Source organism: Paraburkholderia sp. GAS333 (assembly GCF_050435665.1).
Lineage (GTDB): Bacteria > Pseudomonadota > Gammaproteobacteria > Burkholderiales > Burkholderiaceae > Paraburkholderia > Paraburkholderia fungorum_A.
This window is the reverse complement of record NZ_JBNDKS010000001.1, coordinates 1,202,617-1,217,681: the sequence shown is the minus strand read 5'-3', so window position 1 is coordinate 1,217,681 and position 15,065 is coordinate 1,202,617. Positions and strand designations below refer to the sequence as shown.

Here is a 15,065-nt window from a genome sequence, read left to right as displayed (position 1 = left end):
ACGCGCCCGGCCCGCACATGAAAAAATTTCTCGCCACCGCCTTCGCTTCAGCGCTGTTCGTATCGGCTGCGGCGTTCGCGTTGCCCACCGCGCAGCAGATCGAATCGGCAATGTCGCAAGGCAACTGGCAGCAGGCCGATGCCGGTCTGAGCGAAGTGCTGCAGGCGCATCCGAACAATGCGCGCGCGCATTATCTGTATGGCCAGGTTCTCGATCGCGAAGGCCGTTACGCCGACGCACTGGCTCAGATCCAGCAGGCCAAGACGCTCGATCCGCAAATCCGCTTCACCGATCCCACCCGTTTCGCACAAACCGAGGCGCGCGTCCGTCGCGACGCGGAACGTGCGGGCGGTCTCAATGGCAACAACACTACCCGCGCCGCGAATCCGTTCGCGCAGCAGAATGCGCCTGCTGTGCAGCAACAATCGGCGATGGCGTCGCAAGCGCAACAACGGCATGGTCCGGGAGTCGGTATGTGGATCGGCATCATTATTCTGATCGGTGTGATCGCGCTGGTACTGCGCTGGACCCTGCGCCGCGCCCGCACTCAGGAAGACACGCGCGCGGACGACGATCGTCGTGTGCAACTCAAGCGCGCCACCGAGTTGCTGAACACCGTGCGTTCGCTGAAGCTCGACGTGAAACTCTCTACTGCGCCTGGGCACGAAGCGCTGGAGAAGGAAGTCGAAGCGGCTGAAGATCAGTTGCGCGGCGTGGTCGAAGGCCTGGCGAATGGCAAGAACCCATTGCCGCCGTATCAGCTCGACGAACTCGAACAACGCATCGGCAGTCTGCGTGCGCGTGCGGACGGCAAGCCCGATCCGTATGCGGCGTCCGCGAATACCCAGCAGTCGTCGTATGCGCAGGAAGCCGAACGATTCGGCAATCCGCCGCAAGCACCGTATCAGCAACAGCCTCAACAGGTCATCGTGCAACAGGGCGGCGGCGGTTTCGGCGGCGGCATGGGCGGTCTGCTGACCGGCGTGCTGCTGGGCGAAGCGCTGAACTCGGGGCGTGAGCGCGTCGTCGAGCGCGATGTGATCGTCGACGATGATTCGCGTCGCCGTGGTAACGACAACGGTAACGGCGGCCTCGACTTCGGCCAGGGCTCGAACGACTGGAGCGATGGCGGCGGAGGCGGCGGAATCGATATGGGCAGCAACGACGATTCGGGCGGCTGGACGGATACCTGATTCACGCCGCAAGCAGAATCTCCGCTCAAATAAAAAACAGGCTCCGTACGATGAACGGAGCCTGTTTTTTTTATGCGCGCGTCTTCCTACGCGCAATCTCAGCCCGAGGTCTGCGCCCTCTCCGCCTCATGCTGCGCAAGCAGCATCGAACCCGCAAACAGCCTGACGATAAAACGCTCCGCATAAGCAATCAGCGCATCGCGCCTGGCGGTGTCCGCGTCGATATACTCCGCCGACAGATGGAACAGTTGCAGCACGATCTGCGTGCAGACTTCGTCGACGGTTTCGCGTGAGAGCGTCGGCATCAGCGCCAGTTGCACGACGTCGTCCGCCATTTCCGCCGACACCTCGTGCAGATTCGCGCGCACCGCCTCGCGCAACGCCGGCGACGTGCCGTGATACTCGACCAGCGCACTCTGAAACGCCGCCCGGTTCTCCAGCGTGAACGCAAAAAAAGCCACGCACGCGCGACGCGGCACGCTCAGCGGTTCGTCGTGCGCGGCGAGCCAGCGCTCACGCCGCAGCATCGGCCGCAAACGCCGGCTGACCGACTCGACCGCCTCGACCGCGAGATCGTCGAGCGCGCTGAAATGACGGTAAAACGTATTCGGATTCAGCCCCGCCTCACGCGCAATTTCACGCAGACCCAGGCTCGCGAAACTGCGTCCGCCCGCGGTCAAACGCAGCGCGGCTTCAATCAGCTTGCGCTTGCCCGCTGGCAATTCCCGCACAACGGCGTGGCTTGGATCGGCGACGAGCGCCGCTTCGGGGGCGGATTTCATGAGCTTTCAATCACCGTGCGACAGGTACGTTTAACAGTAGCGTTTAATAGCAGCACTCTAAACGATCTTGACGCGAAGTGTACAGTTGTCTACCCTGCGATTTATGCTCAGGTAGACAGGTGTGCACGTCTGCCAATACGAGCAATATCTGAAATTCCACCCCATGCCGGAGACTTTTGTGACGCCTGCCCCTTCCCGTCCCGCTGCGCCACGCATCGCCATTGTCGGCAGCGGTTTTGCCGGTATCGGCATGGCGATCCGATTGCAGCAGATGGGCATCACGTCGTTCACGATTTACGAAGCGGCGGCTGACATCGGTGGAACATGGCGGGACAACACGTATCCCGGCGCGGCTTGCGACGTCCCCTCGCACCTCTATTCCTTTTCTTTCGAGCCGAATCCGGCGTGGTCGCGTGCGTTCGGTGGCCAGGCGGAAATTTTCGCCTATCTGAAGCATTGCGCGCGCAAGTATGACGCGGAGCGCTATGTGCGCTGCAACGCGCGCGTGGCGTCGGCGCAATTCGATGAAACGCGTCGAATCTGGCGTGTCGAGATCGACTCGAACGGTTCGCGTGAAACCGTTGAAGCCGATATCGTGATCGCCGCGAGCGGTCCCTTGTCGCGTCCGGCCATGCCGCAAATTGCCGGGCTCGATCGCTTCGAAGGCAAGCTGTTTCATTCGGCGCGTTGGGACCACGCGTATCCGCTGGATCAAAAACGCATCGCCGTGATCGGCACCGGTGCAAGTGCGATTCAGTTCGTGCCGCAAATCCAGCCGCGTGCTGCGCACATCGACCTGTTCCAGCGAACCGCGCCGTGGATCATGCCGAAGCCGGACAAGCCGGTCGGCCCGCGCGCGCATTGGCTGTTCCGCCATTTGCCGTTCACGCAGCACTTCGTACGCAACGCGATTTACTGGCAACTCGAATCGCGCGCGATCGCGTTCGTGATCAACCCAAAGCTGATGAAGCTGCCGATGAAATTCGGCCTCAGCTATCTGGAACGCCGCGTGAAAGACCCGGCGCTGCGCGCGAAGCTGACGCCGAATTACCGGCTCGGCTGCAAGCGGGTTCTGCTGTCGAGCGACTACTACCGCGCCGTCACCCAGCCGAATGTCGACGTGGTGACCTCCGGCATTCGCGAGATCGTCGCTGACGGCATCGTGACCGACGACGGCGTGCATCGTCACGCGGACGCGATCATCTGCGGCACGGGGTTTCAGGTCAACGATGTTGGCGCGCCGTTCGACGTGACCGGCCTCGATGGAGCGGACCTCGGCGCGATGTGGCTGCGCGACGGCCCCGAGGCTTATCTCGGCACCAGCATCGCGAATTTCCCGAATTTCTTCATGATCGTCGGCCCGAATACGGGACTCGGCCACAACTCGATGATCTACATGATCGAGTCGCAGGTGCAGTACATCGCCGACTGTTTGCGCGTGATGAAGAAGCGCAAGGCGCGCACGATGAATTTGCGGCCCGACGTACAGCGTGATTTCAACGCGCGTCTGCAAAAGGATATGCAGCATTCCGTGTGGACCAGCGGTTGCCATAGCTGGTATCAGACACAGAGCGGCAAGGTGACGGCGCTGTGGCCGGGCTTCACGTTCAGTTTCCGTAAGCGCACCCGGCGCGTGCGGCCGGACGATTACCGGTTTGCGCCATAGCGCAGTCGCTCGCGTAAAAGCAGCGTTGCGTTTGAGAAAATCAAAAGGGAGACAAAAATATGACCCGCATCGACTCCAGTACGTCCTCATCCACCGCGCTGCCTTCGCGCTCCATCGCCGCGCGCCTGGGCATCACCAGCGTGTCGCGCGCCGATCTGCGTCGACGGTACACGCAAAGCGGCTCGAAGTTCGTGAAGATCATGGGCGCCGATGTTCACTACGTCGATGAAGGACACGGCGATACGATCGTGATGATTCACGGTTTCGCGTCGTCGCTGCATACGTGGAATCGGGTTGCGGATGAACTCAAACGCACGCATCGCGTGATCCGTCTCGACCTGCCGCCGTTCGGCGTGACGGGTCCGCTGCGGTCGAGCAGCGGCGTCATCGAAACGATGAATCTGCCGACTTACCGGCGTTTCATCGACACCTTCCTGCAAGCGCTCGATATCGCACGCGCGACCTTTATCGGCAATTCGCTCGGCGGCCTGATTTCATGGGACTACGCGATCCGTCATCGGAATGCAGTCGAAAAACTGGTGCTGATCGACTCCGCCGGCTTTCCGATGAAGCTGCCGATCTACATCGACCTGTTCAATAGCGCGCTGGTGCGCGTCAGTTCGCCATGGTGGCTGCCCGAGGCGATCATCAAGAGCGCGGTGCGCAACGTGTACGGCGATCCTCGCAAGATCGACGCGGTCACGCTGCGGCGCTACGTCGATTTTTTCCACGGCGAAGGCACACGCGCCGCGATCGGCAAGATGGTGCCCACGCTCGATTTCACCGAAGTCGACACTAACGTGTTGAAGACACTCGATGTGCCGACGCTGGTGCTTTGGGGCGCGAAGGACCGCTGGATTCCGACCGCGCATCTGGAAGAGTTCGCGAGCCGCATTCCGGGCGCGAAGTCGGTGATGTATGCGGGACTCGGTCACATTCCGATGGAAGAAGCGCCCGAGCGCGTGATGACCGATCTGCGCGCGTTTCTCGGCACGCCGGATGTGAATACGATGAACAGCAGTGAGCGCGCAGACGAAAAGCGGGCGCCGGTTTAAAACCTAGCCGCCGCCCAGCATGCGCAGAAGCCCGAGAAAAAGCTTCCAGAGCATGACCAGCATTTCCCACAGGTAATACAGCTGATCCCAGCCGGAGACGCGTGCAAAGGCCTCTGCAAACGCGCTTGTAAAACAATGAATCATGGTCGCCGAGGGGAAGATGGAAGGAGTTCGGAGCAGTCCTGAATCAACCGGCGACCCCTCGTGCGATGCCCGACCGGCATCGCACGAGGCATCGGAAAACTAGACCGCCAGCACTGCCCGCCTGCGCTCCGCCCGCTGCATGAAGAAGTTGGCCGCCACCACGCCAACCGTGACCACGGCGATAAACAGCGTGGCCAGCGCATTCATTTCGGGGTTCAAACCGAGCCGCACGCGCGAGAACACCACCAGCGGCAACGTCGTCGAACCGGGGCCGGACAGGAACGCCGACAATACCAGATCGTCGATCGACAACGTGAAAGACAACAGCCATCCTGACACAAGCGCCTGTGAAATCAGCGGCAATGTAATGAAGAAAAATACGCGCACGGGCGTTGCACCCAGGTCGAGCGCAGCTTCTTCGAGCGAAGGATTCAGCTCCTTCACCCGCGATTGCACGATGATCGCGACGTAGGACATGCACAGCATCACGTGACCGATCCAGATCGTGAAGACGCCGCGTTCGGCGGGCCAGCCAAGCAGCTTGCCCATTTCGATGAACAGCAGCAGCAGCGAGATGCCCTGAATCACTTCGGGAATCACGAGCGGCGCGTTGATCATGCCCGTATATAGCGTGAGACCGCGAAAGCGCCCCATGCGCGCGAGCACGAAACCCGCCCATGTGCCGATGATCACCGATGCGAACGCCGTCAGCAAAGCGATCCGCAACGACAGCCACGCGGCGGCGATCAATTCGTCGTCGTGCAGCAAGGCCACGTACCAGCGCGTCGAAAAACGCGTCCACACGGTGACCAGTTGCGAGTCGTTGAACGAATACACGACGAGACTCACGATCGGGATGTACAGGAACAGAAACCCGATACCCAGAGCCAGAAACTGCCAGAAACGATTCGGCTTCATCAGCGCCTTTCCTCCATCGCCTTCGCCTGCGCGCGCTGGAAAAACGCCATCGGCACCAGTAACAGCAACACCATTGCACACGTCACCGCGGAGGCCATCGGCCAGTCGGCGTTGTCGAAGAACTCATTCCACATCACGCGGCCGATCATCAGCGTATTCGCGCCGCCGAGCAGTTCCGGGATCACGTACTCGCCCACCGCCGGAATGAACACCAGCAGACAGCCCGCGATAATGCCGTTCTTCGACAGCGGAAACGTGATCTGCCAGAACGCCTTCCACGGCTTGGCGCCGAGGTCGTACGCGGCTTCGAGCAAGGTCATGTCCATCTTCACCAGATGCGCGTACAGCGGCATCACGAGAAACGGCAGGTACGAATACACCATGCCGATATAGACCGCGATGTTCGTGTGATACAGCTCGATCGGCGAATGAATCACGCCGATCGACATCAGGAAATTGTTCAGTAGCCCGTTGTTCTTCAGAATGCCGATCCACGCATACACGCGCATCAGGAACGAGGTCCAGAACGGCAACATCACGGCCATCATCAGCAGATTGCGGTTCTTCGGATTCGAGCGCGCGATGTAGTACGCCATCGGATAACCGATCAGCAGACACAGGAACGTCGAGATCGCCGCGATCACCACCGAACTCACATAGGTCGCGAAATACAGACTGTCGGTCAGCAGGAACGCGTAATGCGACAGGTCGAGCGTGATGTGAATCGCGCCGTCGGCGAAGTTGGAAAGCTGCGTGTACGGCGGAATGCCGAGTTGCAGATCGGCGAAACTGATCTTCACGACCAGCAGGAACGGCACGAGGAAAAACAGCAGCAGCCAGATAAACGGCCCCGCCACCACGGCCGTGCGGCTCGTCAGGTTGAAGCGTCGCACCGGCCACGTGGCGAACGAATGGATGAGGCGTGTCATGACGTCAGCACCACACCGGCCGACGCGCTCCAGCGCACATACACTTCGTCGCCCCAGGTGGGCGGATCGATTTCGGTCAGCGCGAGGCTCGTCACGTTCGCGATCACGGTCTTGCCGCCGTCGAGCTTCACGTGATACAGCGAATAGCCGCCCATGTACGCGATATTCGTGACGACGCCCTTGCCCCAGTTGTACGCGCCTTCAGGCGGCTTGCGCGTAAGCGCGATGCGTTCGGGACGCACCGAGATGGTCACCGGCATGCCGAGCGGGCCGGTAATGCCGTGGCTCACGTACAGGCGGCACGGCAGGTCCGGTGTTTCGATGAACACGTAGTCGGGTTCGTCTTCGACCGTATGACCTTCGAACAGATTGGTCGAGCCGATAAAGCCCGCCGAGAAGCGGCTATTCGGATACTCGTAGACCTCGTGCGGCGTGCCGAGCTGCACGATCTCGCCTTCGCTCATCACGGCGAGGCGGTTGGCCATCGTCATCGCCTCTTCCTGATCGTGCGTGACCATCACGCAGGTCACGCCGACCTGGTTGAGAATGTTGACCAGTTCGATCTGCGTGCGTTGACGGATCTGCTTGTCGAGCGCCGACATCGGTTCGTCGAGCAGCAGCAGCTTGGGCCGTTTGACCAGCGAACGCGCGAGTGCCACGCGCTGCTGCTGGCCGCCCGAAAGCTGATGCGGCTTGCGCTTCGCGAAACGGCCCATCTGCACGAGTTCGAGCGCGCTTTGCACGCGGTCGTTCAGCTCGGCCTTCGGCACGCCTTCCTGCTTCAGGCCGAACGCGACGTTCGACTCGACCGTCATGTGCGGAAACAGCGCGTACGACTGGAACATCATGTTGACCGGCCGGCGATACGGCGGCAGTTGCGCGAGGTCTTCTCCGTCGATCAGGATCTTGCCCGAGGTCACGGTTTCGAGTCCCGCCATCATTCGCAGCAAGGTCGATTTGCCGCAGCCGGAACTGCCGAGCAGCGCGAACAGTTCGCCCTTCTTCACCGACAGGCTGACACCCTTGACCGCGACCGTGTCGCCGAACTTCTTGACGACGTCGACGATCTGGATGAACTGGTCCGCGGCGTCGCTGCCCACAGCGTTCGCGCCGCCGCTGATACTCACATACTGGCCCTGGGACGACGCGGGCGCTGCCGCCCCTGCGCCCGGCTGGTCACTACTCATCACAATGCATTACTCCGGCGTTTGACGTACAAAGCCCCCGGCGGACACCGAGGGCTTCATGATGATACTTACCCGTTCAGTCTTACGGCACTCAGCGGCCGGACTTGAACTCGGTCCACAGCCGCGTTTGCAGCCGCTGGATTTCCGGCGGCAACGGCTTCAGCAGAAACAGGGTCTTGATGGTTTCCGGCGACGGATACACGGCCGGGTCGTTCGCCACGTCCTTGCTCACGTACTTGCGCGCCTCGGTGTTGGCGCTCGGGTAATAGACTTCGTTCGTGATCGCGGCGTGAACCTGCGGCGTTTCGATGTAGTTGATCCACTCAAGCGCGGCTTCCTTGTTCTTCGCGTCCTTCGGAATCGCCATCACGTCGAACCAGACCGGCGCGCCGCCCTTCGGCACGTAGTACTCGATCTTGTACGGTTTCTTCGCTTCGGCCGCGCGATGCTTGGCGATCACCACGTCGCCCGACCAGCCGTACGCGAAGCACACGTCGCCGCCCACCAGGTCGTTGATGTAGCCCGACGAGTTGAACTGCGTGATGTACGGACGGATCTTCTTCATCATGTCGAGCGCGGCGCGGTAGTCGGCCGGATTCGTGCTCATCGGATCTTTACCGATGTAGTGCAGCGCGGCGGCGAACATCTGGTCCGGCGCGTCGAGCACGGACACGCCGCAAGCTTTCAGCTTCGAAATGTTTTCCGGCTTGAAGAGGATGTCCCAGTTATCGAGCGGCACGTTCTTGCCGAGAATCTGCTGGACTTTGGTGACGTTGTAGCCGAGGCCGGTCGTGCCGTAAGCCCAGGGCACCACGTACTGGTTGCCCGGATCGGCGCCGGCGACCAGCGCCATCAGCGCCGGATCGAGATATTTGAGGTTCGGCAGCTTCGACTTGTCGAGCGGCGCGAAGATGCCGGCGGCGATCTGCTTGCCCGCGTAATTGCTGGTCGGCACGACGATGTCGTAACCGGAATTGCCGGTGAGCAGCTTGGCCTGCAGCGTGTCGTCGCTGTCGTAGTTGTCGTACTTGACCGTGACGCCGCTCTGCTTGGTGAAGTTCGGGATCGTGTCCTTGGCGATGTAATCCGACCAGTTGTACACGTTGAGCTGCGTATCTTTCGCAGCGGCCGTCAACCAGGGGGCCGCGCACAAGACCAGCGCCGCCACATGACCTACTACCCGTCTTTTCATCCCGTTCTCCGCTCCTGGCCGGCCTGAGCCGGTCGCCGTCACTCGTGCCGCGGCTTTGCGCACACGGCTCCCCTGAAAAACCCGAAAACTACCACCAATTATTGCGCGGACCAAAAAAAACGCCGAGGTGTCGCGCAAACGGTACAGCGCAGGCCGCACCACTGGAAAATGGGCGCAATTTTAGCGGGTTATCCGCGCGTGTCTACCCGAAAAAAACACGCTCGGCCGATGCGCTGTTATCTCATTGTCAAGTTCGGGAGGCCGCGTGACCAGCAGGGGCATGAGCGGTAGAGCGTTTCACAGTGCACAATGAGCTGTAAGGCAAATCCGGGAATCGCGTGCCGTGAATCCATCTGGCTGCGGTGTGGTTCCTCCGCCCTGCAAAGGTCCTGCTTCACGTGCACGACGCCTGCCTTCCGCACCGGCAAAGCAGGCACCCAGGAGCGGACCGCAGGCACGTGGCTTGCCCCGGATTCAGTCCCGACCCTCACACTGCGATGAACACGAATCCATCCGCGTGGCGACCCAACCGACGCCGGCGCGTGCCCGTCGATGGCGCGGCACGTCCGGCGCACTGGTTTTCGTTCGTCGGCGCGGGCGCGCTGATCGCCGTCGGCTATATCGATCCCGGTAACTGGGCGACCGCGCTCGGTGCGGGCGCGGGCTACGGCTACCGGCTGCTCGGCATCGTGCTGCTGTCGAGCCTGATGGGGATGCTGATGCAATGGCTGTCGTCGCGGCTGGGCGTCGTCACCGGCCGCGATCTCGCGCAAATCTGCCGCGAGCGCACCAGCCGGCGCGGCACCCTCTTCCTGTGGCTGACCAGCGAGATTGCGATCATCGCGTGCGACGTCGCCGAGGTGGTCGGCAGCGCCGTCGCGTTGCAATTGCTGCTGGGCGTGTCGCTGACGGTCGGCGTGCTGATGTCGGCGGTCTGCACGTTCGCGCTGCTCGCGCTCCAGCAGAAAGGCGGCCGCAAGCTCGAAGCGGTGATCGCCGCGCTGATCGGCTTTGTCGGATTGTGCTTCGTGGTCCAGCTGGCGCTCGCGAAGCCCGACTGGCACGCCGCGCTGGCCGGCACCGCGCCGAGCGTCGAACTGCTGCGCAACGCGGGCATGGTGTGGCTGGCGGCGGGCATCGTCGGCGCAACGGTGATGCCGCACAACCTGTATCTGCATTCGTCGCTCGTGAAGCACCACGCGCCCGACAACAGCGACACGCAAATCCGCGCCGCGCTGCACGTCGTCAATATCGACACGTTCGGCTCGCTGGCGTTTGCGTTCGTGATCAACGCGGCGCTGCTGATCGTGGCGGCGGCGGTGTTTTACACGAGCGGCCACCGCGACGTCACCGATCTCGCGGATGCGCATCGGCTGATTGCGCCGCTGGTCGGCTCGCGTTGGGCCAGCATCCTGTTCGCGGCGGCGCTGCTCGCCTGCGGGCTGAGCGCCACCGTGACGGGCACGCTGGCCGGCCAGGCGGTCATGGAAGGCTTTCTGCGGCTGAAGCTGCCGCGCTGGAAACGCGCGCTGTTGACGCGCGCGCTCGCGATCGGCCCCGCATTATTCGCGGTCGCGCTGTTTGGGCAGCACGGCTCGAATCAGTTGCTGGTGGCAAGCCAGGTGGTGTTGAGCCTGCAATTGCCGCTCGCCGTGGTGCCGCTGATCCGCTATTCATCGGATGCCGGACTCATGCGCGGATGGCGCGTGCGCGGCGTGCCGCTGGCGCTGGCGTGGCTGTCGGCGGCGTTTATCGTGTTGCTTAACGGCGCGTTGTTGTGGCAACTCGCGGCGGGCGGGTAGCTTTGCCGGGGAGCCCGCGCGTCATCGTTTAACATAGCGGAACTTTGCTTCCCGCCCCAAGGTTTCCGATGGCTTCGAATCTCCACGATCTTCCCGACAGCCCGTGCATCGGCGTCTGCTCCACGCTGTTCGACGACGTCTGCAAAGGCTGCGGCCGTACCGCCGCCGAAGTCTCCAACTGGGTTTTCCTCAGCGACGAAGAAAAGCGCGTCGTCTGGACGCGCATCGAGCAGGAAGGCACGGCAATGCGCTTCAGGAACGACAAGCTTTAATTTTTCGCCGTACCCGGGGCACATCCGTACCGGCCCGCGCCTGCCGCGCCCATTGCATCGGGCACGGTCCCGCGCAAGATCAGAACTTCATACCCACACCCAGCCCGACGATCAACGGATCGATGTTCAGGCGGCCAATCGACGCGCCGCCGAGTGTCGCGTCCGTGTGCATCCAGATTTTCTTGATATCCGCGTTGACGAACAGCTTGCGCGTGACCTGCACGTCGACACCGGCCTGCAACGCGGGTCCGAAGCTGTGATTGCTGATGCCGATCGACTCCCCGCCCGCGCTCAAACCGTTGTTATAGAACAGCGTGTAATTGAGACCCGCGCCGACATACGGACGAATGCGCCCCGCGTGATTGAAGTGGTATTGCAGCAGCAGCGTCGGCGGCAACACGTTCACGCCGCCGAGGTTGCCGAGGCTCGATGTCAGTTGATGGCGCGACGTTCCCAGAATCAGTTCGACGCCCAGGTAATCGCGAATCATGTAGGTGAAATCGAGTTCCGGCACGATCGCATTGTTGACGCCCACGTTGAGCGCCGACAGCGTGTTGCTCGTGCCGACGTCCGGCATGATGCTGATCGCGCGCAGACGCACCAGCACGTCGCCCGCGTGAATGCCGCTCATCGGATCGCTGTCCACCGATTGCGCGCGCGCCTCCGGCGCCATCAGTCCCGCGCATAGCAGCCCCGAGACAATGGCGGCGGTTTTGATTTTCTTGCTGAGCGCGTACTTCATAAGTTTCCCCGTGTCGTTGATTGATTCGTAGGGATTGTCGAAGCTCGCGTCGGCGTGCGCGTTGACCCGCATCAACCCAGCGAAAACGACCAGCGCCCTGCGACAGCAGGTCGCGTGTTGCCCGTCAGCAGCAGTTCGATCAGATCGTGAACGCTGCGGATTGCCGGGCCGAACGGCAACGCTTCTCGTCCGCGGAAAAACAGGCCGTTGGCTATGTCGCCGCGCAGGGCCGCGGCGAGCCGTGTATCGATGCAGAAGTGCCCGAACTTCTCGATGCCGTCGCGCCAGCCGCACATGCTCAGGCATTCGAGCGCGGTCGGGCATGCGTGCTTGAGCGCGCCGACCTTGTCGCGGATTTTCGCCTCGTGCTTCAGATAGCGTGCGAGCCACGGTGTTTTCACCGCGCGCGCAGGCAGCCCCGTCACGCTGACGAATTCGACGATGTCGTCGGGAGTCGCCTCGGCCAGCACGCGCTTGAAGTTCGGATGCGCGTCGCCCTCTTCGGTGACCGCGAACGGCGTGCCGAGTTGTACACCGCTTGCGCCCGCGTTAAGCAGCGTCCGCACAGACTCGTGACTGTTGATGCCGCCCGCGACGATCAACGGCACGTCCTGCCGGTTCAGGCCAAGCGACTTGAAAACCGTGTCGAGCTCGTCGAGCACGCGCACGAAGTCAAAGCGCTTATCGTGCATGTCGGCGATGTTGCCGACGCCGAGATGGCCGCCCGCGTGCGCCGGATGTTCGATCACGACCGCATCGGGGAGGCGCCCTTTTTTCATCCACCGTTTGAGCACGAGCGCGACGCCCCGGCTGTCCGACAGAATCGGGATCAACGCGATGTCCTGGCCCTGCGTCATGTCCGGCAAATCGAGCGGCAGGCCCGCGCCCATCACGATGGCGTCGGCGCCGCTTTCGCAGGCCACGCGCACGTAGTCGGCTTGCGCGTTGACCGCCTTCATCACGTTGACGGCGATCATGCCGCGGCCTTCGCTGAGCGCTTTGGCCGCGCGGATTTCGCGCTCCAGTGCGACGAGGTTCGCGTGTTCGAGCGTCGCGGTATCGGGCGACTGGCGGCATGCGTCGATCAGGTCGCGATGATGATGCCGCAGGTCGATACTGGCGATCGTGCCGAGCGCCCCTTCACGGGCAACGCTGCCGGCCAGCCGGTGCGCCGAGATACCGACGCCCATGCCGCCCTGAACGATAGGCAGCAGCGAACGGCCGCGAATCACCAGCGGCGGGAAAGGATGAGAGTTGAGCATTGACTGGCCCGATGGTGAGTGATCGAACCGGTGATGATCGACGCTCGGGCGCGGGGGGTTTTGCTTCAGGTCAATGGGTTGGTGATTGGATGGAGTGCGTGTGTTGAATGATTGATGCCGGTCACGTGGAGCGGCTTTCATCAAGGAAACGGTGCGATGCAATGACGCACCATGAAAAAAGCCCGCTTCTCCAAAGAAGCGGGCTTTCGTGAACTAGCTACGAGCGCGATGCGAAAAACGCGCGTGTCAATGACGCTTACTGCACGCCCTGGCTCGTCAGGAACTCTTCATAGTTACCACCGAAGTCGTTCAACGTGCCATCGGTCTTCACTTCGATAACCCGATTCGCCAGACCGCTAACAAACTCACGGTCGTGTGACACGAAAATCAGCGTGCCGTCGAACTTGTCGAGCGCGATCTGCAGCGATTCGATCGATTCCATGTCCATGTGGTTGGTCGGCTCGTCCATCAGCAGCACGTTGTGGCGGCCCAGCATCAGCTTGCCCCAGATCATGCGGCCCTTCTCGCCACCGGACAGCACCTTGACCGACTTGCGGATGTCGTCGGCATTGAACAGCAGGCGGCCGAGCGTGCCGCGCACCATCTGCTCGTCGTCGCCTTCCTGACGATAGCCGTCGATCCAGTCCATCAGCGTGACGTCGTCCGGAAATTCTTCGTACGTGTCTTGCGGCATGTAGCCGATGTTCGCGTTTTCCGCCCACTTCACGTTGCCGTGATCGAGTTCCAGCTTGCCGAGCAGCGAGCGCAGCAGCGTGGTCTTGCCCGCGCCGTTCTCGCCGATGATCGCGATACGCTCGCCCGGCTGCACGCTGACGCTGAAGTCGTTAAAGATGGTGCGTTCGTACTTCTTCGAAATCTTCTCCGCCACCACCGCGATGTTGTGCAGCTTCTTTTCGTACTCGAAGCGGATGAACGGATTCTGACGCGACGACGGCTTGAATTCCTCGATCTTGATCTTGTCGATCATCTTCAGACGGCTGGTTGCCTGACGCGCCTTCGACTTGTTCGCCGAGAAGCGGCGCACGAAGTCCTGCAGGTCGGCCACGCGTTCCTTCGCCTTCGCGTTGGCGTTCTGCTGACGCTCGCGCGCCTGCGTGCTGGCCAGCATGTAGTCGTCGTAGTTGCCCGGATAGACCTTCAGCGTGCCGAAGTCCATATCGGCCATGTGCGTGCAGACCTGATTCAGGAAGTGTCGATCGTGCGAGATGATGATCATCGTCGAGTTGTACTGGTTGAGCACGTCTTCCAGCCAGCGGATCGAGTTGATGTCCAGGTTGTTGGTCGGCTCGTCGAGCAGCAGCACGTCCGGCTTCGAGAACAGTGCCTGCGCGAGCAGCACGCGCAGTTTCCAGCCCGGCGCGACGTTGCTCATCGGACCGTTGTGGTCTTCGATCGCGATGCCGATGCCCAGCAGCAGTTCGCCCGCGCGCGCTTCGGCCGTGTAGCCGTCGTACTCGGCGAACTTCGCTTCGAGTTCGGCGGCGTGCATGTAGTCGTCGTCGGTTGCGTCGGGGTTCGCGTAGATCGCGTCGCGCTCGGTCATCGCGGCCCACATTTCGGCGTGGCCCATCATCACGACGTCGAGCACGCGCACGTCTTCGTAGGCGAACTGGTCCTGGCGCAATTTACCGAGGCGGATGTTCGGTTCGAGCATCACGTTGCCCGAACTCGGTTCCAGATCGGAACCCAGAATCTTCATGAAGGTGGACTTGCCACAACCGTTTGCACCGATCAGGCCATAGCGATTCCCTCCCCCGAATTTGACCGAGATGTTCTCGAAGAGGGGCTTGGGCCCGAATTGCATGGTGATATTGGCGGTAGACAGCACGGCGCGTCCCTTTGAATGTGATATCGGCGAAAAACCCAATATTTTAGCAGGTTATCGCGAATTCAACCCACG

The 15,065-nt window shown here is 61.8% G+C and carries 13 protein-coding genes; 5 read left to right on the top strand and 8 right to left on the bottom strand.

Annotation, left to right across the window (positions count from 1 at the left end):
• Positions 1–17 precede the first annotated feature (17 nt).
• The gene (locus tag ABH945_RS05485; protein ID WP_429249939.1) at positions 18–1,193 is read left to right on the top strand and encodes a tetratricopeptide repeat protein; all 1,176 of its coding nucleotides are present in this window, start codon (positions 18–20) and stop codon (positions 1,191–1,193) included.
• Between the two features lie 98 nt (positions 1,194–1,291).
• Here the strand turns inward: ABH945_RS05485 and ABH945_RS05480 are convergent, their stop codons facing one another.
• On the bottom strand, positions 1,292–1,975 hold the full coding sequence (locus ABH945_RS05480) for a TetR family transcriptional regulator (RefSeq protein WP_429249938.1): 684 nt from the start codon (positions 1,973–1,975) through the stop codon (positions 1,292–1,294).
• Between the two features lie 178 nt (positions 1,976–2,153).
• On the opposite strand from ABH945_RS05480, the gene ABH945_RS05475 reads away from it, so the two are divergent.
• Complete coding sequence (locus ABH945_RS05475; RefSeq protein WP_429249937.1) at positions 2,154–3,641, top strand: flavin-containing monooxygenase; 1,488 nt, start codon at positions 2,154–2,156, stop codon at positions 3,639–3,641.
• A 59-nt stretch (positions 3,642–3,700) separates the two neighbouring features.
• Positions 3,701–4,696 (top strand): alpha/beta fold hydrolase, encoded by a 996-nt coding sequence (locus ABH945_RS05470; protein ID WP_429249936.1) that lies wholly within the window; start codon positions 3,701–3,703, stop codon positions 4,694–4,696.
• Between the two features lie 243 nt (positions 4,697–4,939).
• Here the strand turns inward: ABH945_RS05470 and ABH945_RS05465 are convergent, their stop codons facing one another.
• The 4 genes from ABH945_RS05465 to ABH945_RS05450 all read right to left on the bottom strand — a co-directional run bounded on the left by ABH945_RS05465 (position 4,940) and on the right by ABH945_RS05450 (position 9,066).
• A complete protein-coding gene (locus ABH945_RS05465) occupies positions 4,940–5,758 on the bottom strand; it encodes an ABC transporter permease subunit (RefSeq protein WP_074764191.1) in 819 nt (272 codons plus the stop codon).
• Complete coding sequence (locus ABH945_RS05460) at positions 5,758–6,687, bottom strand: ABC transporter permease subunit (protein ID WP_074764192.1); 930 nt, start codon at positions 6,685–6,687, stop codon at positions 5,758–5,760. The genes ABH945_RS05465 and ABH945_RS05460 overlap by 1 nt, the downstream gene beginning before the upstream one ends.
• Positions 6,684–7,874 carry an ABC transporter ATP-binding protein gene (locus ABH945_RS05455; protein ID WP_074764193.1) on the bottom strand — a complete coding sequence of 397 codons (1,191 nt, stop codon included), beginning with the start codon at positions 7,872–7,874 and terminating at the stop codon, positions 6,684–6,686. Before ABH945_RS05455 ends, ABH945_RS05460 begins: the two co-directional genes overlap by 4 nt.
• Before the next feature lie 91 nt (positions 7,875–7,965).
• A complete protein-coding gene (locus tag ABH945_RS05450; RefSeq protein WP_074764194.1) occupies positions 7,966–9,066 on the bottom strand; it encodes a polyamine ABC transporter substrate-binding protein in 1,101 nt (366 codons plus the stop codon).
• Positions 9,067–9,563: 497 nt separating this feature from the next.
• On the opposite strand from ABH945_RS05450, the gene ABH945_RS05445 reads away from it, so the two are divergent.
• Together ABH945_RS05445 and ABH945_RS05440 are read left to right on the top strand one after the other, a co-directional pair.
• A complete protein-coding gene (locus tag ABH945_RS05445) occupies positions 9,564–10,868 on the top strand; it encodes an Nramp family divalent metal transporter (RefSeq protein ID WP_429249935.1) in 1,305 nt (434 codons plus the stop codon).
• Positions 10,869–10,936: 68 nt separating this feature from the next.
• The gene (locus tag ABH945_RS05440) at positions 10,937–11,140 is read left to right on the top strand and encodes a DUF1289 domain-containing protein (protein ID WP_429249934.1); all 204 of its coding nucleotides are present in this window, start codon (positions 10,937–10,939) and stop codon (positions 11,138–11,140) included.
• A 79-nt stretch (positions 11,141–11,219) separates the two neighbouring features.
• Here the strand turns inward: ABH945_RS05440 and ABH945_RS05435 are convergent, their stop codons facing one another.
• The 3 genes from ABH945_RS05435 to ABH945_RS05425 form a co-directional block, all read right to left on the bottom strand.
• A complete protein-coding gene (locus ABH945_RS05435; RefSeq protein WP_429250368.1) occupies positions 11,220–11,813 on the bottom strand; it encodes an OmpW/AlkL family protein in 594 nt (197 codons plus the stop codon).
• A 140-nt stretch (positions 11,814–11,953) separates the two neighbouring features.
• A complete protein-coding gene (locus ABH945_RS05430; RefSeq protein WP_429249933.1) occupies positions 11,954–13,144 on the bottom strand; it encodes an NAD(P)H-dependent flavin oxidoreductase in 1,191 nt (396 codons plus the stop codon).
• Between the two features lie 256 nt (positions 13,145–13,400).
• Positions 13,401–14,993, bottom strand: a complete 1,593-nt coding sequence (locus ABH945_RS05425) for an ABC-F family ATPase (protein ID WP_074764198.1) — start codon at positions 14,991–14,993, stop codon at positions 13,401–13,403.
• Positions 14,994–15,065: the final 72 nt, after the last annotated feature.

Coding starts and splice junctions, on each gene's coding strand:
- ABH945_RS05455 (WP_074764193.1), bottom strand. CDS start 7,874: ATGAGTAGTGACCAGCCGGGCGCAGGGGCGGCAGCGCCCGCGTCGTCC.
- ABH945_RS05450 (WP_074764194.1), bottom strand. CDS start 9,066: ATGAAAAGACGGGTAGTAGGTCATGTGGCGGCGCTGGTCTTGTGCGCG.
- ABH945_RS05440 (WP_429249934.1), top strand. CDS start 10,937: ATGGCTTCGAATCTCCACGATCTTCCCGACAGCCCGTGCATCGGCGTC.
- ABH945_RS05465 (WP_074764191.1), bottom strand. CDS start 5,758: ATGAAGCCGAATCGTTTCTGGCAGTTTCTGGCTCTGGGTATCGGGTTT.
- ABH945_RS05485 (WP_429249939.1), top strand. CDS start 18: ATGAAAAAATTTCTCGCCACCGCCTTCGCTTCAGCGCTGTTCGTATCG.
- ABH945_RS05445 (WP_429249935.1), top strand. CDS start 9,564: ATGAACACGAATCCATCCGCGTGGCGACCCAACCGACGCCGGCGCGTG.
- ABH945_RS05470 (WP_429249936.1), top strand. CDS start 3,701: ATGACCCGCATCGACTCCAGTACGTCCTCATCCACCGCGCTGCCTTCG.
- ABH945_RS05460 (WP_074764192.1), bottom strand. CDS start 6,687: ATGACACGCCTCATCCATTCGTTCGCCACGTGGCCGGTGCGACGCTTC.
- ABH945_RS05435 (WP_429250368.1), bottom strand. CDS start 11,813: ATGGCGCCGGAGGCGCGCGCGCAATCGGTGGACAGCGATCCGATGAGC.
- ABH945_RS05430 (WP_429249933.1), bottom strand. CDS start 13,144: ATGCTCAACTCTCATCCTTTCCCGCCGCTGGTGATTCGCGGCCGTTCG.
- ABH945_RS05480 (WP_429249938.1), bottom strand. CDS start 1,975: ATGAAATCCGCCCCCGAAGCGGCGCTCGTCGCCGATCCAAGCCACGCC.